Origin of the sequence: Pseudomonas sp. DD1, from assembly GCF_044510355.1 — a bacterium.
Classification (GTDB): Bacteria; Pseudomonadota; Gammaproteobacteria; order Pseudomonadales; family Pseudomonadaceae; genus Aquipseudomonas; species Aquipseudomonas shahriarae.
In genome coordinates, this window is the sequence record NZ_MSAJ01000022.1 from 554,270 (window position 1) to 572,009 (window position 17,740).

The window sequence follows — 17,740 nt, forward strand, 5'->3', positions numbered from 1 at the left end:
GGAACATCGGCTATGCCGTAGCTGCGGTTACGCTCTCCAACCGGTAGCCATATCCATAGATGGTCAGCAACTGCCAACCCCGCTCTGGCGTAAGCCCCAGCTTGTTCCGCAGCCGATAGATATGGGTATCCAACGGTCGTGAAGACACCATCTCTTCATGGGTCCAGAAGCGTTCGTAGAGGTATTCCCGGGACAGCGGGCGAGCCAGGTTGGCAAACAGACAGCGTGCCAGGCGGTACTCCCGTTCGGTCAGGTTGATGGGACTGCCGGCGCGGGTGACGGTCAGTTCGGCATCGTCGAAGGTCAGGTCATTGAAGATCAACACTTCAGTGGCCGCAGATTTCTGCAGGCCGTGACGACGCAACACTGCACTCACCCGTGCTTTCAGTTCGTTCGGCCGAAATGGCTTACTGACATAGTCATCTGCGCCACTGTTCAACGCCTGGACGATATCGCTCTCGGCATCGCGGCTGGTGAGCATGATCACGGGAGGCGGCGCTTCCATGTGTTCACGGGTCCAGCGCAGGATGGCGATACCACTCAGGTCCGGCAGTTGCCAATCGAGTACCAAGAGGTCGAAGGTTTCCCGACGCAACTGGCGCAGCAGGTCTTCGCCGCGCTCGAAGCAATGCAGCGTCCATGGCTGCTCCGAGGCACTTGGGATTTGTCGCAGTGTCTGTTCCACCCGCCGCAATTCGGCAGGTTCGTCATCCAGTATCGCGACACGCATGGCAGGGTCCTTTCTTCTTGAAGAGTATTGCAACGGTTGAGGAGAGCGTACTGGTTCACCATTGAATCTGAACAATTATGGCCAGTTTCTCATGCCCCTGGCATCTCTCGGTACGCTGATATCAGATAGCCCTAAGGCCGTTAAACATCGTGTACCCAGCTGGAAAGATACCGGCTCAAGCCCCTCAGGAAAAGGATCAATGGCAATCAGGTTTTATGCACTGTCGGGACACGTGAGTCTCGTGCAGAAGGTCAGAGTGTGGGGAAAGATGTTGATACTGGTTGCGGCAACGGGTTTTGGGACGGAAATGGTAGATGCGTGCAGTCCGGCACAGTCTGCGCCACTTGACGAAATTTCAGTGTACGCCGAGCCCGTAGACGGTCTTGGTTACGCTGGGCTCAGAGAGGTGGACGCCCCTCAGGCTTTTCAACACGGAAGTGTGCTCGACCAGGACCAACGTTGGATCTTCTGAATCTGAACAAATATTGCGCTACCGCCCTATGCACCACTCTTGTAGGTAAATTCTCTTTCGCTGAGTGACACACAGGGAGGGCGTGCGCGGGAAGCGCGCTCGATACAGGGACGTATTATCTGTAGACCGTGGTTCGCTACGGGCTGCTGTCGGAGGGATGTGAGGGACAGTATTTCTTCGATGTACATCCGGTTCGGCATCGTCGATCCGGCAGACACAGGGATGTGTCACCCTTCCTATTGCCTCATCCCTTCTACTACGGCTTTCGAGTTCGATGCGTCATCGGGTATCGTAGGCAAGCTTCAAGGTCCTGCCGCTGCAAGACGCTTTCTGAACGTACAGTCTGACGGACTTTTAGAACTAGAACCTTGATGAGTGCCATGACCCTCTTTCCTCGCCACTATTCCCTTTCTTCCCTGCTGGGCTCAAGCCTGGCCCTGGCGCTGGTTATCAACAGCCCGCAAATTCTGGCCAAGCCTGCACCTGTGCGTGCGCCCTACATTGATGACAACCTGATGTGCCGGGCACAACCGCTGCCGGCAGTGGTCCAGCACCTCAACGGTGAAGCCTGGAAGCTGGATGCCAAGGGCCGCCCCAGTGTGCTGGAAGAAGGCATGCTGATTGATGAACAGGAAAGCGTAAAAACCTCGCCGTCGGCGTTTGTCAGCCTGTTGCTGGGCGATGGTTCGCGGATTGTCCTGCCTTCCAGCTCGGAGGTGCGTTTGCACCTGGTGGAAGAACAGGCGATTCCCCAGGTGATCCTGCAACAAGGCCAGGTCGAGGCCTACGTGCTCAAGCGTACCAGCGACTATGACCGTTTTCAGATCGTGACACCCGTCGGCGTGCTCGGCGTGCGCGGCACGCATTTTCGTGTGCGTAACGACGATCAGCAATCGGTTGTAGAGGTGCTCAACGGCCAAGTGGCCGCCAGCCGCACCGAGCCGCTGCCCGTGGGCCGACAGGCCAAGAAAAAACCGCAGACGGGCCCGATTGAAGGTGAACTGAAGGTCGGTGCCCGACAAGGGGTTTTGCTCAAGCAGCAGGGCGAGTTGAAGACCATCGACCTATTGCCCGCCCCGCGTCTGATGGGCCAGGACGGCCAGAAAGGCGATGCGCCGGTCTGGACATTGTTCCTGCACCCGCAACCGGGTGCCCAGCGCTACCGTGCGCAAGTGGCCACCGATAAAACGTTCATGAATATCAAGCAGGAAAACTTCTCCAGTGAACCGCGCTTGAGCTTCACTGGACTCAAGGCCTCGTTTTATCACGTGCGCGTGTCGGCCTTTGATGAACAAGGACTGGAAGGAGAGGCAGGCGTTTATGACATCTTCTATTACCCCCCTGCCACCCGTGTGCAGTAGTACGCGGTGAAGTGGTGGCGCCGGGCTGAACAACGTCAGCCGACCCAGGCCCAACGCCTGTTCAATGGGTTGGTCCGGGAATGGCTGTGGATCAGCCTGCTGCTGCTACCAATGACGGCCCTGCTGTCCCTGAGCCCTGGGCTTTCCTTCAATAACCCGCTGTATGACAGCCTGCGGCGTCTGACGCCGTTGCCGGTGGACTCACGCATTCTGCTGGTGACCATTGATGACATGAGTCTCAAGGCGCTTGGCCAATGGCCGTGGTCGCGCCACCTGCATGCTGACCTGATTGACCGACTGAGTGCCGCCAAACCCGCCGGGATCCTGCTCGATGTGATCTTCAGCGAACCTGCGCGCGAGCCTGCCAATGATCAACGCCTGGCCCAGGCCATCTGCAATGCCGGCAATGTCCTGCTGCCGTTGATTCGCGAAGGCACGCCGCGCCTGGGGCAACCCCTCACGCAAATCCTCCCCGTGCAGCCCCTGCGTGATTGTGCCAGGGGGGTCGGTCATATCAACGTGGAAGCTGATAGCGACGGCATTGTGCGCAGCCTTTACTTGCGTGAGGGGCCGCCGGGGCAATTGGTCCCGCAGTTGGCGTGGCTGGCCTTCGAGCTGACTGGCCAGCCTGCGGATATGCCGGGGCTGTCAGTGTCTTCTGATGCAACCGATTGGCAGCGGGACAACGCCATCCGCATTCCGTTTATCGCCGCCGACCACGGCTTTCCCAGCGTGCCGTACGTCAGCGTTCTGCGTGGCGAGGTCCCGGCTCAATTGCTGCGTGATCGGATCATCCTGGTGGGAGCGACCGCGCCGGGCATGGGCGATCGCTATGTGACGCCGCTTTCGGCCAGTGTCGGCACCACACCGGGCGTCGAGATCCAGGCCAATATCCTCAACGGGCTGCTGCAGGATCGCAGCATTACCGTCTTGCCTGGCTGGTTGGCCACCCTGCTGTCCACCTCGTGGGTGGCCTTACTGTTGGGCCTGCTGTTGTTGCGCCCGCGTTATGCCCTGTGGCTGACCCTGGGCTGCATGGGAGGTGCCCTCCTCGCTTCCTGGGGCATGTTGCGCCTGGGGCTCTGGTGGTCGCCAGCGGCCACGCTGATCGGCATGCTGCTGGGCTATCTGGTCTGGAACTGGCGCCGCCTGAGCGTAATCCTTGCCTACTTCGGCTGGGAACTGGCGCGCCTCGACAGCGAGCCCAAGGTGCTGCCGGAACGTCGTCGTGCCGCCGTCAGCAAGGGGGACGTGTTGCAGGGTCGTATCGTGGCCCTGGAGCAAGCCGTCAGCCGTACCCGCGATACCCGGCGCTTTATGGCCGATGGCCTGGAATGCCTGCCCGTGGCTACGCTGATTACCGATCCCGCGGGAGAGATCTTGCTGGCCAATCGGATCGCCCGTGATGTGTTTGGCAACGAGCTGATTGCCGAGAACCTGCTGGAGCAATTGACGGCATTGGGCTATCCACCGCTGCAGGGGCAGGTACGCCCGCCGCTGTCGGCCCTGGAAATTGTCGAGTTCCGCGATATTCAGCAACGCAGCCTGCGCCTGGAACTGGCTCCGCTGTTACCCGCTGACGGTGATGTGGCGCTGGGTTGGCTGTTGAGCCTGACCGACCTGAGTATCGAACGCGACGCCCAGCAGCAGCGCGAAACCCTGCTGCGGTTTCTCTCCCACGACTTGCGTGCACCCCATTCGGCAATCCTCGCGTTGCTGGATGTGCAGCGCCATGAAGCCTCAGACGTTTCGCTGGTATTTACCCAGATCGAACAGCAAGTGCGACGGGCATTGAATTTGACCGAATCGTTCGTTCAATTGGCCAAGGCCGAGTCCGATGGTTATCAGTTGGAGCCCAGCCTGTTTGCCATGCTGGTGCTCGACGCGTTTGACCAGGTGGTGCTGCTGGCCCAATTGAAAAATATCCAATTGGTCCATGACCTGGACGCGGCCGGTGAGGAAATGGTCCTGGCGGATCAATCGTTACTCACCCGTGCCTTGTTCAACCTGATGGAGAATGCGATCAAGTACAGCCCAGCCGGCACCACGGTGACGGTGCGCCTCGAACGCAACGAGCAATGGCTGACCTGTCACATCCAGGATCAGGGCTCCGGTATCGCGGCCGAGGAGCTTCCTGAACTGTTCAGCCAATACCGGCGGTTTGTTTCGGCCCAGGGCAGCGAAGGGTTGGGGTTGGGACTGAGCATGGTCAAGGCGGTAGTGGACCGCCATGGCGGCCGGATCGACTGTGAGAGTGTGGTCGGTCAAGGCACGGTTTTCAGTCTGCGACTGCCGTTGTGGGAAGAGTCAAACGGCTGTGCATAAAAAACCGGCCACGAGGGCCGGTCTTCAACGGTCGAAAAAACTTATGCACGTTTTTCGGTGTTTTATTAGCTTAAGAAATATGTAATAAAATCATAAGCCTATAAGCTAAAAAACGCACTTTGCCAACAAACCGTACACAGGTTATCCACAGAACGTCAGGTCACCGGCTGGTCTTCTGCAACCGGCACTGGCGGCAGCGAACCCATGGCCCGTTGCTGCGCTTCATTCCAGGCTGCCGCGCGGTCATTGAGTGCCGCGATTGCACGCGGTCCTTCCCCTTCGGCATACATCGGTTCGCCGATCACCACGGTGATGGTGCCTTTACACTTGGCCCAGCCTTCCTTGGGCCAGAACTTGCCGGCATTGTGAGCAATCGGCAGCACTGGCAGGTTGGCGTTGACCGCCAATGCCGTACCGCCCCGGGAGAACTTGCCTACAGTGCCAAAGGGCACGCGGGTGCCTTCCGGGAAGATCAGTACCCACACCCCATCCTTGAGCAGCTCGTCACCCTTCTTCGCCACATGCTTGAGCGCGGCCTTGGGGTTGTCGCGGTCGATGGCAATCGGTCGCAGCATGGCCATGGCCCAGCCAAAGAACGGCACGAACAGCAACTCACGCTTGAGCACCTGGCTCAGGGGCGAGAAATACGCAGAAAGGAAGAACGTCTCCCAAGTGCTCTGGTGGTTCGACAGGATCACGCAGGGCTGGTCCGGGACATTCTCGGCACCCTTGACCTCGAAACGGATGCCCAGGAACACCTTGCTCAGCCACAACGCACAGCGGCACCAATAGACGTTGATAAAGCGATAGCGCGCCTTGAACGGCAAAAAGGGCGCAATAAAAAAGCTCAGGGTGCACCAGAGAAACGAACTGGTGCCCAGCAGCAGGTAAAAGAAGAAGGTTCTGATGGCCTGCAAAATCGACATGGCAGCATTTACCGTTGCGGGACAACGCCCGCCTGTTAAAAGTGCACTCCCGAACAATCCTTGGTCAGGAAGTCGAGGGCGACTAGTTGTTGATAAGTTCTGCGGCAACCGCCGCCAGATCGTCAAAAATCAAGGTGCCTACCGGCAGGTTTTTCGCCTGGGTCTTGTCGCCTTTCCCGGTCTTTACCAAAACTGGCTGAGAGTCGACGGCTTTGGCCGCCTCCAGGTCACCGAGACTGTCCCCGACGAACCATATCCCAGCCAGGGGCACCTTGTAATGTTCTGAAATGATTTTCAACATGCCAGGCTTGGGTTTGCGGCAATCGCAGCCCTCATCCGGCCCGTGGGGGCAGTACACCACCAGCCCCACCTCACCGCCCTGCTCCGCCACCAACGCGCGCAGGCGCGCATGCATGGCGTCCAGGGTGGCGATGTCGTAGTAGCCGCGGGCAATGCCGGACTGGTTGGTAGCAATGGCTACCGTCCAGCCGGCCTTGCTCAACTGCGCGATGGCCTCGATCGAGCCGGGCAGTGGGATCCACTCCTCCACCGACTTGATGTAAGCGTCGGAGTCGTAGTTGATCACCCCGTCCCGATCGAGAATCAGCAGTTTCAACATGATCAGCTCAGCGTCGAAATGTCAGCGATATTGACGAACAAGCCGCGCAGGCGCGCCAGCATGGCGTAGCGGTTTTTCCGCACGCTGGCATCTTCGGCATTGATCATCACCGCTTCGAAGAACGCATCCACCGGCTCACGCAAGGTAGCCAGGCGCGCCAGTGCTTCGGCGTAGTTGCGCTCGGCGATCAGCGGCTTCACGGCGTTTTCTGCCTTGGCGATAGCCGAGTTCAGCGAGAACTCCTTGGCATCGGCAAACAGGCCAGGGTCGACATCCGCATTGCCCAGGCCTTCGGCCTTGCTCAGCAGGTTCGACACGCGCTTGTTCACGGCAGCCAGGGCGTCGGCTTCCGGCAGCTTGCGGAACGCTTGTACGGCTTGCACACGCTGGTCGAAGTCCAGTGCCGAGCCGGGTTGCAGGGCACGTACCGACAGGTAGACGGAAACGTCCACGCCTTCGTCTTCATAGCGCGCACGCAGGCGGTCGAATACGAACTCCAGCACTTGCTCGGCCAGGCCGGCTTGCTTGACCTTGCTACCAAACTGGCCGACGGCAAATACCACGGCCTGGGTCAGGTCGAGGTCCAACTGCTTGTCGATCAGGATGCGCAGCACGCCCAGGGCCGCACGGCGCAGGGCATACGGGTCTTTGCTGCCGGTCGGCAACATGCCGATGCCGAAGATACCGACCAGGGTGTCCAGCTTGTCAGCGATGGCCACCGCGGCACCGGTCAGGGTGGTCGGCAGCTCGGCGCCAGCACCGCGCGGCATGTACTGCTCGTTCAGGGCCAGGGCGACGTCTTCAGGCTCGCCGTCATTGAGCGCGTAGTAGTAACCGGCAACGCCTTGCATTTCCGGGAACTCGCCGACCATCTCGGTAGCCAGGTCGCATTTGCACAGCAGGCCCGCACGTGCCGCCAGGGTAGCGTCGCCGCCAATGCGTGGCGCGATATAGGCCGCCAGCTTGGAAACCCGCACAGCCTTGTCGTAGACGCTGCCCAGCTTCTCTTGGAACACCACGTTCTGCAGGCGCAGGTTGAAGTCTTCGAGCTTCTGCTTCTTGTCTTGCTTGAAGAAGAACTCGGCGTCAGTCAGGCGCGGGCGCACGACTTTCTCGTTACCGGCGATGATCTGCTGCGGGTCCTTGCTCTCGATGTTGGCCACGGTGATAAAGCGCGGCAGCAACTTGCCGTCCACATCCAGCAGGCAGAAATACTTCTGGTTGTCCTGCATGGTGGTGATCAGGGCTTCTTGCGGCACATCGAGGAAGCGCTCTTCGAACGAGCACACCAGCGGTACCGGCCATTCAACCAGCGCGGTCACTTCGTCGAGCAGGCTTGGCGGCACGATGGCCGTGCCTTCCTGCAGGCGGGCCAGCTCTTCGGTGCGCTTGCTGATCAGCTCGCGACGCTCGTTGGCATCCGCCAGCACATAGGCTGCACGCAGGTCGTTGAGGTAGTTGGCCGGCGAAGTGATGCGCACGTTTTCCGGGTGGTGGAAGCGGTGGCCACGGGAGTCGCGGCCGGCCTTCTGGGCCAGGATAGTGCAGTCGATGACTTGATCACCGAGCAGCATCACCAACCATTGGGTCGGACGTACGAATTCTTCCTTGCGTGCACCCCAGCGCATGCGCTTGGGGATCGGCAGGTCATTGAGGGAATCTTCAACGATGGTCGGCAACAGGCTGGCGGTTGGCTTGCCCTTGATGACCTGGCTGAAACGCAGTTTCGGGCCGCTCTGGTCGATCTCGCTCAGCTCGACGCCACACTTCTTGGCAAAACCAAGGGCTGCCTGGGTCGGGTTGCCTTCGGCATCGAAAGCGGCCTGGCGTGGCGGGCCGTCGAGGTTGATGTTGCGGTCCGGCTGCTGGGTTTCCAGCGCGGTCAGCAATACCGCCAGGCGACGTGGCGCGGCGTAGACCTTCTTGGCTTCAAACTTCAGGCCGGCAGTCTGCAGGCCTTTTTCGATACCGGCCAAAAATGCATCGGCCAGGGTGTTCAGGGCCTTGGGTGGCAGCTCTTCGGTGCCCAGTTCAACCAGGAAATCTTGAGCACTCATTGTGCAGCCTCCAGCTTAGCCAACACTTCATCACGCAGGTCCGGGGTTGCCATCGGGAAGCCCAGCTTGGCGCGAGCCAGCAGGTAGGCTTGGGCGACGGAACGCGCCAGGGTGCGTACACGCAGGATGTATTGCTGGCGCGCAGTTACCGAGATGGCACGGCGGGCGTCCAGCAGGTTGAAGGTGTGGGATGCCTTCAGGACCATTTCGTAGCTCGGCAACGGCAGCGGCTGATCCAGTTCGATCAGGCGCTTGGCTTCGCTTTCGTAGAAGTCGAACAGTTCGAACAGCTTCTCGACGTTGGCGTGTTCGAAGTTGTAGGTCGACTGCTCCACTTCGTTCTGGTGGAACACATCGCCGTAGGTCACTTTGCCGAACGGGCCGTCAGCCCACACCAGGTCGTAGACCGAGTCCACGCCTTGCAGGTACATGGCCAGGCGCTCGAGACCGTAAGTGATCTCGCCGGTCACCGGGTAGCACTCGATGCCGCCCGCTTGCTGGAAGTAAGTGAACTGCGTGACTTCCATGCCGTTGAGCCAGACTTCCCAGCCCAGGCCCCAGGCGCCGAGCGTTGGCGACTCCCAGTTGTCTTCGACGAAACGAATGTCGTGGACCAGCGGGTCCAGGCCGACATGTTTCAGCGAGCCCAGGTACAGCTCCTGGAAGTTGTCCGGGTTTGGCTTGAGGACGACCTGGAACTGATAGTAGTGCTGCAGGCGGTTGGGGTTTTCGCCGTAGCGGCCGTCAGTCGGGCGACGACTGGGCTGCACATAAGCGGCGTTCCAGGTTTCCGGGCCGATGGCCCGCAGGAATGTTGCGGTGTGGAAAGTGCCGGCGCCTACTTCCATATCGTAGGGCTGAAGTACCACACAACCTTGCTCGGCCCAGTATTGCTGGAGGGCGAGGATCAAGTCTTGGAAGGTACGCACGGCTGGCGTAGGCTGGCTCACAAAATTCACCTGTTACTTGGGCTGCGATTTAAAGGGCGGGAGTATACCCGATTCGGCCCCGCCACCACTCCCTGGAGCCTTATGCCACGCTGCTTTTGGTGTTCTGAAGATCCGCTGTACATGGCTTATCACGATCAAGAGTGGGGAACGCCGCTGCGCGATGCGCAGGGTTTGTTCGAGTTGCTTTTGCTCGAAGGGTTCCAGGCGGGCCTGTCCTGGATCACCGTTTTACGCAAACGCGAGCATTATCGAAAGGTCTTGTTCGGTTTTGATCCAAAGCGCCTGGCGCAGTTGAGCGATGCCGAGATCGAGCAGTTGATGCTCGACCCAGGCATTGTGCGCAACCGCTTGAAACTCAATGCCACCCGGCGCAATGCCGCGGCCTGGCTGGCGCTGGAGGATCCGGTGGGGTTGCTCTGGTCGTTTGTCGGCGGCGTGCCCAAGGTCAATCATTTCAAGGATCGCAGCCAGGTCCCGGCGATTACGCCAGAGGCCGAAGCCATGAGCAAAGCCCTCAAGAAAGCCGGTTTTACGTTCGTCGGGCCGACCATCTGCTACGCCTTCATGCAGGCCTCAGGCATGGTCATGGACCACACCCAGGACTGCGACCGTTACGCGGACTTGGTCAACGCCGGTTAGAATGGCCGCTTTGCGCACCACACACGATCAGGAGTGACCTGTGGAAAAGTTAAAAGGCGCCTTGCTGGTAGGCGCTCTGCGATTGTTTGCCCTGCTGCCCTGGCGCGCTGTGCAAGCCGTGGGCTCGGCGATTGGCTGGATCATGTGGAAAACCCCCAACCGCTCCCGCGACACGGTGCGGATCAACCTCTCCAAGTGTTTCCCGGACATGGACCCGGCCGAGCGTGAGCGCCTGGTGGGCCAGAGCCTGATGGATATCGGCAAGTCCCTGACCGAAAGCGCCTGCGCCTGGATCTGGCCGGCCCAGCGCTCCATCGACCTGGTGCGCGAAGTCGAAGGCCTGGAAGTGCTGCAGCAAGCCTTGGCCTCGGGCAAAGGCGTGGTCGGCATCACCAGCCACCTGGGCAACTGGGAAGTGTTGAACCACTTCTATTGCAGCCAGTGCAAACCGATCATTTTCTACCGCCCGCCCAAGCTCAAGGCAGTGGATGACCTGCTGCGCAAGCAACGCGTGCAACTGGGCAACCGGGTGGCGGCGTCGACCAAGGAAGGCATCCTCAGCGTGATCAAGGAAGTGCGCAAGGGCGGCCAGGTGGGGATTCCTGCAGATCCGGAGCCGGCGGAATCGGCCGGGATTTTCGTACCGTTCTTCGCCACCCAGGCGCTGACCAGCAAGTTCGTGCCGAACATGCTCGCCGGCCATAAGGCAGTGGGTGTGTTCCTGCATGCCCTGCGGCTGCCGGACGGCTCGGGCTACAAAGTGATCCTGGAAGCGGCGCCGGAAGACATGTACAGCACCGACACGGCCACCTCTTGCGCGGCGATGAGCAAGGTGGTGGAGCGTTATGTCGGCGCCTACCCGAGCCAGTACATGTGGAGCATGAAGCGCTTCAAGAAACGCCCGCCAGGCGAGGCACGTTGGTACTGATTCGCGACTGACTCAAGGTCGATGCAAAACCAATGTGGGAGCGGGCTTGCTCGCGAATGCAGAGTCTCAGTCACTGAATGTGTAGCTGATACACCGCATTCGCGAGCAAGCCCGCTCCCACATTTGTGATCTCCATTCAAGCTTGGCGGTCGAGTTTCTTCAGGAACACCGTCATCTCTTTCTCGGCCTGCTTGTCGCCGTGGGCCTGGGCCGCTGCAATCCCCTGCTCCCATGCCTGGCGTGCTGCGCTTTTATCGCCCAGCGCAGCGTGTGCCTTGCCCAGCAGCTTCCACGCCGCCGAATACTTCGGGTCAAACCCGACGCACCTCTGCAAATGCTCGGCCGCCTTGGCGTTGTCTTTCAGGTCCAGGTAACCCTTGCCCAAGCCAAAGCGCAGCAGCGAGTTATCCACACCCTTGGCGAGCATTTTTTCCAGGGATTCGAGCATGTCGGTCTCTCCGTCAGATCAGAAAAAGCTCAACCCCACGTGGAACAGCTTCTCCACATCGCGGATATGTTTTTTATCCACCAGGAACAGAATCACATGGTCACCCGTGGCGATCACCGTGTCGTCATGGGCGATGATCACTTCTTCATCGCGGATGATCGCGCCAATGGTGGTGCCCGGTGGCAAGCCGATATCGCGAATCGCCCGGCCGATCACCTTGCTCGACTTGGAGTCACCATGGGCAATTGCCTCGATGGCTTCCGCCGCGCCGCGGCGCAATGAGTGCACGCTGACGATATCGCCGCGCCGCACGTGGGCCAGCAAGGTGCCGATGGTGGCCAGTTGCGGGCTGATGGCAATGTCGATGTCGCCGCCCTGGATCAGGTCCACATAGGCCGGGTTGTTGATGATGGTCATCACCTTCTTCGCCCCCAGCCGCTTGGCCAGTAGCGATGACATGATGTTGGCCTCGTCATCGTTGGTCAGGGCCAGGAAGATATCCGCGTCGGCGATATTTTCTTCCATCAGCAGGTCACGATCCGACGCACTGCCTTGCAGCACCACGGTGCTGTCGAGGGTATCGGACAAGTAGCGGCAGCGCGCCGCGTTCATCTCGATGATCTTCACCTGGTAGCGGCTTTCGATGGCCTCGGCCAGGCGTTCGCCAATCTGCCCGCCGCCGGCGATGACAATGCGCTTGTAGCTCTCGTCGAGCCGGCGCATTTCGCTCATCACGGCACGGATATTGGCCTTGGCGGCGATGAAGAAGACTTCGTCGTCGGCTTCGATCACCGTGTCGCCCTGGGGCAGGATCGGCCGGTCGCGGCGGAAAATCGCGGCTACGCGGGTTTCCACATTCGGCATATGTTCGCGCAGCTGGCGCAGTTGCTGGCCCACCAGCGGCCCGCCGTAGTAGGCCTTGACCGCCACCAGTTGCGCCTTGCCTTCGGCAAAGTCGATCACCTGCAGCGCACCGGGGATTTCGATCAGGCGCTTGATGTAGTGGGTGACCACCTGCTCCGGGCTGATCAGCACGTCCACCGGAATCGCGTCGTTGTCGAACAGCCCGGCGCGGGTCAGGTAGGCCGCTTCACGCACCCGGGCGATCTTGGTCGGGGTGTGGAACAGGGTGTGAGCGACCTGGCAGGCGACCATGTTGGTCTCGTCACTGTTGGTCACCGCCACCAGCATGTCGGCATCGTCGGCACCGGCCTGACGCAACACGGTGGGGAACGAGGCGCGGCCCTGGACCGTGCGGATATCCAGGCGGTCACCCAGGCCACGCAGGCGTTCGGCGTCGGTGTCGACCACAGTAATGTCGTTGGCTTCACTGGCCAGATGCTCGGCCAGCGTACCGCCGACCTGCCCTGCGCCGAGGATGATGATCTTCATCCGGTCACTCCCTTAAAAATCATTCAACCGCGTGCAGCGGCAATCTTGATCAGCTTGGCGTAATAGAAGCCATCGTGCCCGCCTTCCTGCGCGAGCAACTGGCGACCGTGGGGCTGCTTGATGCCGGCGGTGGTGGCAATGTCCAACTCCCGCGCGCCGCTGGTGCGGGCGAGGAAGGCTTCGATCACTTCGGTGTTTTCGGTCGGCAACGTCGAGCAGGTGGCGTAGAGCAGGATGCCACCGACCTCCAGCGTCGGCCACAACGCGTCCAGCAACTCGCCTTGCAGCACAGCCAGGGCGGCGATGTCGTCGGGTTGGCGGGTCAGCTTGATATCCGGATGGCGGCGGATAACACCGGTGGCGGAACATGGCGCATCCAGCAGGATGCGCTGGAACGGCTTGCCATCCCACCAGGTGGCGGTGTCGCGCCCATCGGCGGCAATCAGCTCGGCGTCCAGGCCCAGGCGAGCAAGGTTTTCGCGCACGCGTACCAGGCGCTTGGCTTCCAAGTCGACGGCGACGACGCCGGCCAGGCCGGGCTCGACTTCCATGATGTGACAGGTCTTGCCGCCCGGCGCGCAGCAGGCGTCCAGCACCCGTTGGCCCGGCGCCAGGTCAAGCAGGTCGGCGGCCAGTTGCGCGGCTTCGTCCTGCACGCTGATCCAGCCTTCGGCAAAGCCTGGCAGGCTGCGCACATCGCCTGCGGTCTCCAGCACGATGCCGTCCTGGCTGTACACACAGGCGCTGGCATTGATGCCGGCCTCTGCCAGTAATTGGAGATAGGCATCGCGGCTGTGATGGCGACGATTGACCCGCAGAATCATTGGCGGGTGGGCATTGTTGGCAGCGCAGATGGCTTCCCACTGCTCTGGCCAGAACGCCTTGAGGGATTTTTGCAGCCAGCGCGGGTGCGCAGTGCGCACTACCGGGTCGTGTTCGAGCTCGGCCAGCAACCCCTCGCTTTCGCGCTGGGCGCGGCGCAGCACGGCATTGAGCAAGGCCTTGGCCCATGGCTTTTTCAGTTTGTCGGCGCAGCCTACGGTTTCGCCGATGGCGGCGTGGGCCGGCACCCGGCTATAGAGCAATTGGTACAGCCCCACCAGCAGCAACGCCTCGACGTCGGCATCGGCGGCCTTGAACGGCTTTTGCAGCAGCTTGGCCGCCAGCGCCGACAGACGCGGCTGCCAGCGGGCGGTGCCAAAGGCCAGGTCCTGGGTGAAGCCGCGATCACGGTCTTCGACTTTATCCAGTTGCACCGGCAACGAGCTGTTCAGGGAAGCCTTGCCGTTGAGCACGGCGGCCAGGGCCTTGGCGGCGGCCAAACGCGGGTTCATCAAGCGTCCACTCCGAGGATGATGCCGGGGGCAAATTTCTCACGACGGCTGTTGAACAAATCACTGAAGTTCAGCGCCTTGCCACCGGGCAATTGCAGACGGGTCAGACACAGTGCCTGTTCGCCGCAGGCCACCAGCAGGCCTTCCTTGCTGGCGCCGATGATTTCACCGGGGGCGCCGCTGCCTTCGGCCAGGGTGGCGGCGAGGACTTTCAAGGCTTCGCCATTGAGGGTGCTGTGGCAGATCGGCCACGGGTTGAAGGCGCGTACCAGGCGCTCCAGCTCCACGGCCGGGCGGCTCCAGTCGATGCGTGCTTCGTCCTTGTTCAGCTTGTGGGCGTAGGTGGCGAGGCTGTCGTCCTGCACTTCACCCTGCAAGGTGCCAGCAGCGAGGCCGGCAATCGCCTCTACCACCGCAGGCGGGCCCATCTCGGCCAGGCGGTCGTGCAGGCTGCCGCCGGTGTCTTGTGCGGTGATGGGCGTGGTGACCTTGAGCAGCATCGGCCCGGTGTCCAGGCCGGCTTCCATGCGCATCACGGTCACGCCGCTTTCGGCGTCACCGGCTTGCACCGCGCGCTGGATCGGCGCCGCACCGCGCCAGCGCGGCAGCAGCGAGGCATGGCTGTTGATGCAGCCCAGGCGCGGGATATCCAGCACCGCCTGGGGGAGGATCAGGCCGTAGGCCACCACCACCAGCAGGTCCGGCTGCAGCGCGGCCAGTTCAGCCTGGGCCTCGGCATTGCGCAGGGTTGGCGGTTGCAGCACGACAATGCCGTGTTCCAGGGCAAGCTGCTTGACCGGGCTGGGCATCAGTTTTTGCCCACGGCCGGCCGGGCGATCCGGCTGGGTGTACACCGCGACGATTTCATAAGGGCTGGCAAGCAGGGCCTTGAGGTGTTCGGCGGCAAATTCAGGGGTGCCGGCAAAAACGATGCGCAGTGGCTCGGTCATGGGAAACGTCTCACAAAAGAAAAAGGCTTGCCGGAGCAAGCCTTTGAAAGAAGGGAATCAAGCTTGCTGGCGATGCTTCTTTTCCAGTTTCTTCTTGATCCGGTCGCGTTTGAGCGTGGACAGGTAATCGACAAACAGCTTGCCGTTGAGGTGGTCGCACTCATGCTGGATGCACACCGCCAACAGGCCTTCGGCAATCAGCTCGAAGGGTTTGCCATCGCGGTCCAGGGCCTTGATCTTGACGCGCAGCGGGCGCTCGACGTTCTCGTAGAACTCCGGCACCGACAGGCAGCCTTCCTGGTATTCGCCCATCTCGTCGGTCAACGGCTCGAACTCCGGGTTGATGTACACCCTCGGTTCGCTGCGGTCTTCGGACAGGTCCATGACCACCACGCGCAAGTGCACGTTGACCTGGGTGGCGGCGAGGCCGATGCCCGGTGCTTCATACATTGTTTCAAACATGTCATCGACCAACTGACGAACCTTGTCGTCCACTACGGCCACCGGTTTGGCGATAGTGCGCAGGCGCGAGTCCGGGAATTCGAGGATGTTCAAAATAGCCATAAGCGTAATTGCTGCACATGTGAGGTAAAGGCAAATCGGCGTCGGGACACCCGCACGGCCGGTGTGAAACGCTCGCAGGCCGCGAAGGCCAGGCATTTCACGCGAACCCACATAATAAAGGAGATTGCCCCCATGAGGAAATCGCTACTCGTCTTCAAAACAGGCGGCCCGGTTGGGCGGCAATAACCAGTTGCAATAATTAGCCTGCTAAAGAAGTTACCAACAGAGTTATCCACAGCTTGTTCCTGATCAAGGATGATCATATGTCAGTCATTCATACTCCGAATATTTCCCCTGCCGAGCTCGAAGCCCGCCTGCGTTTGCACCGTATGCCGGAGCTGGGGCCAAGGCGTTTTAAAACATTGATCGAGGCCTTTGGCTGCGCCTCAAAAGCCATCGGCGCGCCAGCCAGTGCCTGGCGCTCCCTGGGGTTGCCGGCGGCCTGCGCCGAAGCCCGGCGCAGTGCGCAAGTGCGCGATGGCGCCAGCGCCGCATTGGCCTGGCTAGAGCGCCCGGCCCAGCATTTGTTGATGTGGGACCAGCCCGACTACCCAGCCTTGCTGGCCGAACTGGACGATGCGCCGCCGTTATTATTCGTGGCCGGCACGCCCACGATCCTGGAAAAACCGCAGTTGGCCATGGTCGGCAGCCGACGCGCTTCGCGCCCCGGAATGGACACGGCGGCAGCCTTTTCCCGCAGCCTGGCGAGCGCCGGTTTTGTCATCACCAGTGGGTTGGCCCTGGGAATTGATGGGGCGGCCCACCAGGCGGCATTAGATGTCGGGGGGCAGACTATCGGGGTGCTGGGCACCGGCCTGGAAAATTTTTATCCACAGCGCCACCGCCGGCTCGCCGAGGCAATGATTGCCCAGGGCAGCGCGGTGGTTTCCGAGTTTCCGCTGGACGCCGGGCCTCAGGCTGGAAACTTCCCACGACGCAACCGCATTATCAGTGGTCTGTCCCTGGGCGTGCTGGTGGTGGAAGCCAGCGTTGCCAGTGGCTCGCTGATTACTGCGAGGCTGGCCGCCGAGCAGGGGCGCGAGGTGTATGCGATACCGGGTTCGATTCATCATCCGGGGGCCCGGGGCTGCCATCAGTTGATCCGTGACGGTGCGGTGTTGGTGGAAACCATCGAACACATTCTTGAAGGGTTGCGCGGCTGGCAGGCGTTGTCGCGGCCCGCGCCGGTGGCGGTGACCCACCCGCTGGTGGCGCTGCTGCACGCGGCGCCCCAGACCAGTGAAAGTTTGGCCATTGCCAGCGGGCAAAGCCTGTCCCAGGTGTTGGTGAGCCTTACCGAACTGGAGCTGGAGGGCCGGGTGATCTGTGAAAGCGGCCGCTGGCTCGCGCGCAGTTAGGTTTTGTTACGAAGATCGGTAAACTGCGCAGAGCTTTAGTCCGGAGAGTGAGTAATGGTCAACAGGTGGCGTGTGCAACAAGCCGCACGAGAAGTTCGCGCTGGCGCGGTGATTGCCTATCCGACCGAGGCCGTGTGGGGCCTGGGCTGCGACCCGTGGAACGAAGAAGCGGTAGATCGCCTGCTGGCGATCAAGGGCCGCTCGGTGGATAAGGGCTTGATCCTGGTCGCCGACAATATCCGGCAATTCGATTTTCTATTCGAAGACTTCCCGGACACCTGGATCGACCGCATGGCCAGTACCTGGCCGGGGCCCAACACCTGGTTGGTCCCCCACCAGGATCTGCTGCCGGAATGGATTACCGGTAAGCACGACACGGTAGCGTTGCGGGTCACTGATCACCCGCTGGTGCGGGATTTGTGTTCGCTGGTGGGGCCACTGATCTCCACCTCGGCCAACCCCCAGGGCCGGCCGGCGGCGCGCACGCGGATCCGGGTAGAGCAGTATTTCCGGGGGCAGGTAGACCTGGTGCTGGGTGGGCGCCTGGGTGGGCGCAAGAACCCTAGTTTGATTCGGGATCTGGCGACGGGCGAGGTTCGGCGCCCGTCCTGAGACCCAGGCGTGGCTATCGCGAGCAAGCTCGCTCCCACATTCGACCGATTTCCAGCATGGGAATGCGCTCGAATG

General features: G+C 61.2%; 17 protein-coding genes. 6 read left to right on the plus strand and 11 right to left on the minus strand.

Translation table 11 applies throughout. The features are described 5' to 3' along the window. Positions 1 to 10 precede the first annotated feature (10 nt). Positions 11 to 730, minus strand: coding sequence for a response regulator transcription factor (locus PSFL_RS15875; protein WP_057439289.1), 720 nt, complete (start codon positions 728 to 730; stop codon positions 11 to 13). An 852-nt stretch (positions 731 to 1,582) separates the two neighbouring features. Here PSFL_RS15875 and PSFL_RS15880 point away from each other — a divergent pair. Beyond that, entirely contained in the window at positions 1,583 to 2,563 is a 981-nt protein-coding gene (locus PSFL_RS15880) for a FecR domain-containing protein (RefSeq protein WP_374067160.1), read from the plus strand. Between the two features lie 6 nt (positions 2,564 to 2,569). Then, positions 2,570 to 4,888 (plus strand): CHASE2 domain-containing protein, encoded by a 2,319-nt coding sequence (locus PSFL_RS15885; RefSeq protein ID WP_397470255.1) that lies wholly within the window; start codon positions 2,570 to 2,572, stop codon positions 4,886 to 4,888. A gap of 155 nt (positions 4,889 to 5,043) precedes the next feature. On the opposite strand, the gene PSFL_RS15890 is transcribed toward PSFL_RS15885, so the two are convergent. The 4 genes from PSFL_RS15890 to glyQ form a co-directional block, all read right to left on the minus strand. After that, positions 5,044 to 5,814 (minus strand): lysophospholipid acyltransferase family protein, encoded by a 771-nt coding sequence (locus PSFL_RS15890; RefSeq protein WP_397470256.1) that lies wholly within the window; start codon positions 5,812 to 5,814, stop codon positions 5,044 to 5,046. Between the two features lie 82 nt (positions 5,815 to 5,896). Beyond that, a complete protein-coding gene (gmhB, locus tag PSFL_RS15895; RefSeq protein WP_169960480.1) occupies positions 5,897 to 6,436 on the minus strand; it encodes a D-glycero-beta-D-manno-heptose 1,7-bisphosphate 7-phosphatase in 540 nt (179 codons plus the stop codon). Continuing rightward, entirely contained in the window at positions 6,436 to 8,490 is a 2,055-nt protein-coding gene (gene glyS, locus PSFL_RS15900) for a glycine--tRNA ligase subunit beta (RefSeq protein ID WP_057439286.1), read from the minus strand. Before glyS ends, gmhB begins: the two co-directional genes overlap by 1 nt. Beyond that, entirely contained in the window at positions 8,487 to 9,440 is a 954-nt protein-coding gene (gene glyQ, locus PSFL_RS15905) for a glycine--tRNA ligase subunit alpha (protein WP_003213601.1), read from the minus strand. The genes glyS and glyQ overlap by 4 nt, the downstream gene beginning before the upstream one ends. Before the next feature lie 81 nt (positions 9,441 to 9,521). On the opposite strand from glyQ, the gene PSFL_RS15910 reads away from it, so the two are divergent. Together PSFL_RS15910 and PSFL_RS15915 are read left to right on the plus strand one after the other, a co-directional pair. Beyond that, positions 9,522 to 10,079 (plus strand): DNA-3-methyladenine glycosylase I, encoded by a 558-nt coding sequence (locus PSFL_RS15910; RefSeq protein WP_057439285.1) that lies wholly within the window; start codon positions 9,522 to 9,524, stop codon positions 10,077 to 10,079. 40 nt (positions 10,080 to 10,119) lie between these two features. Further along, on the plus strand, positions 10,120 to 11,007 hold the full coding sequence (locus PSFL_RS15915; protein WP_057439284.1) for a lysophospholipid acyltransferase: 888 nt from the start codon (positions 10,120 to 10,122) through the stop codon (positions 11,005 to 11,007). A gap of 136 nt (positions 11,008 to 11,143) precedes the next feature. Here PSFL_RS15915 and PSFL_RS15920 read toward each other — a convergent pair whose 3' ends face one another. From PSFL_RS15920 to PSFL_RS15945, 6 genes are read right to left on the minus strand one after another with little or no spacing between them, the layout of a single operon-like run. Beyond that, positions 11,144 to 11,455, minus strand: coding sequence for a tetratricopeptide repeat protein (locus tag PSFL_RS15920; protein WP_198799695.1), 312 nt, complete (start codon positions 11,453 to 11,455; stop codon positions 11,144 to 11,146). An 18-nt stretch (positions 11,456 to 11,473) separates the two neighbouring features. Continuing rightward, complete coding sequence (gene trkA, locus PSFL_RS15925) at positions 11,474 to 12,847, minus strand: Trk system potassium transporter TrkA (RefSeq protein WP_057957876.1); 1,374 nt, start codon at positions 12,845 to 12,847, stop codon at positions 11,474 to 11,476. A 23-nt stretch (positions 12,848 to 12,870) separates the two neighbouring features. Continuing rightward, positions 12,871 to 14,181, minus strand: coding sequence for a 16S rRNA (cytosine(967)-C(5))-methyltransferase RsmB (gene rsmB, locus PSFL_RS15930; RefSeq protein WP_115127074.1), 1,311 nt, complete (start codon positions 14,179 to 14,181; stop codon positions 12,871 to 12,873). Beyond that, positions 14,181 to 15,131, minus strand: coding sequence for a methionyl-tRNA formyltransferase (gene fmt / locus PSFL_RS15935; RefSeq protein ID WP_273872002.1), 951 nt, complete (start codon positions 15,129 to 15,131; stop codon positions 14,181 to 14,183). Before fmt ends, rsmB begins: the two co-directional genes overlap by 1 nt. A gap of 57 nt (positions 15,132 to 15,188) precedes the next feature. After that, a complete protein-coding gene (gene def, locus PSFL_RS15940) occupies positions 15,189 to 15,695 on the minus strand; it encodes a peptide deformylase (protein ID WP_005783383.1) in 507 nt (168 codons plus the stop codon). Then, positions 15,683 to 15,958: a hypothetical protein gene (locus PSFL_RS15945; protein WP_128593095.1), complete on the minus strand. Its 276-nt coding sequence runs from the start codon at positions 15,956 to 15,958 to the stop codon at positions 15,683 to 15,685. Before PSFL_RS15945 ends, def begins: the two co-directional genes overlap by 13 nt. Between PSFL_RS15945 and dprA the strand changes: the two genes are divergently transcribed. Then, positions 15,959 to 17,053 (plus strand): DNA-processing protein DprA, encoded by a 1,095-nt coding sequence (dprA, locus tag PSFL_RS15950; protein ID WP_170045461.1) that lies wholly within the window; start codon positions 15,959 to 15,961, stop codon positions 17,051 to 17,053. A gap of 54 nt (positions 17,054 to 17,107) precedes the next feature. After that, entirely contained in the window at positions 17,108 to 17,665 is a 558-nt protein-coding gene (locus PSFL_RS15955) for an L-threonylcarbamoyladenylate synthase (RefSeq protein WP_057957880.1), read from the plus strand. Positions 17,666 to 17,740 lie beyond the last annotated feature (75 nt).

Coding starts and splice junctions, on each gene's coding strand:
- PSFL_RS15875 (WP_057439289.1), bottom strand. CDS start 730: ATGCGTGTCGCGATACTGGATGACGAACCTGCCGAATTGCGGCGGGTG.
- PSFL_RS15880 (WP_374067160.1), top strand. CDS start 1,583: ATGACCCTCTTTCCTCGCCACTATTCCCTTTCTTCCCTGCTGGGCTCA.
- PSFL_RS15890 (WP_397470256.1), bottom strand. CDS start 5,814: ATGTCGATTTTGCAGGCCATCAGAACCTTCTTCTTTTACCTGCTGCTG.
- glyS (WP_057439286.1), bottom strand. CDS start 8,490: ATGAGTGCTCAAGATTTCCTGGTTGAACTGGGCACCGAAGAGCTGCCA.
- PSFL_RS15910 (WP_057439285.1), top strand. CDS start 9,522: ATGCCACGCTGCTTTTGGTGTTCTGAAGATCCGCTGTACATGGCTTAT.
- PSFL_RS15920 (WP_198799695.1), bottom strand. CDS start 11,455: ATGCTCGAATCCCTGGAAAAAATGCTCGCCAAGGGTGTGGATAACTCG.
- trkA (WP_057957876.1), bottom strand. CDS start 12,847: ATGAAGATCATCATCCTCGGCGCAGGGCAGGTCGGCGGTACGCTGGCC.
- rsmB (WP_115127074.1), bottom strand. CDS start 14,181: ATGAACCCGCGTTTGGCCGCCGCCAAGGCCCTGGCCGCCGTGCTCAAC.
- fmt (WP_273872002.1), bottom strand. CDS start 15,131: ATGACCGAGCCACTGCGCATCGTTTTTGCCGGCACCCCTGAATTTGCC.
- def (WP_005783383.1), bottom strand. CDS start 15,695: ATGGCTATTTTGAACATCCTCGAATTCCCGGACTCGCGCCTGCGCACT.
- PSFL_RS15945 (WP_128593095.1), bottom strand. CDS start 15,958: ATGATCATCCTTGATCAGGAACAAGCTGTGGATAACTCTGTTGGTAAC.
- dprA (WP_170045461.1), top strand. CDS start 15,959: ATGTCAGTCATTCATACTCCGAATATTTCCCCTGCCGAGCTCGAAGCC.
- PSFL_RS15955 (WP_057957880.1), top strand. CDS start 17,108: ATGGTCAACAGGTGGCGTGTGCAACAAGCCGCACGAGAAGTTCGCGCT.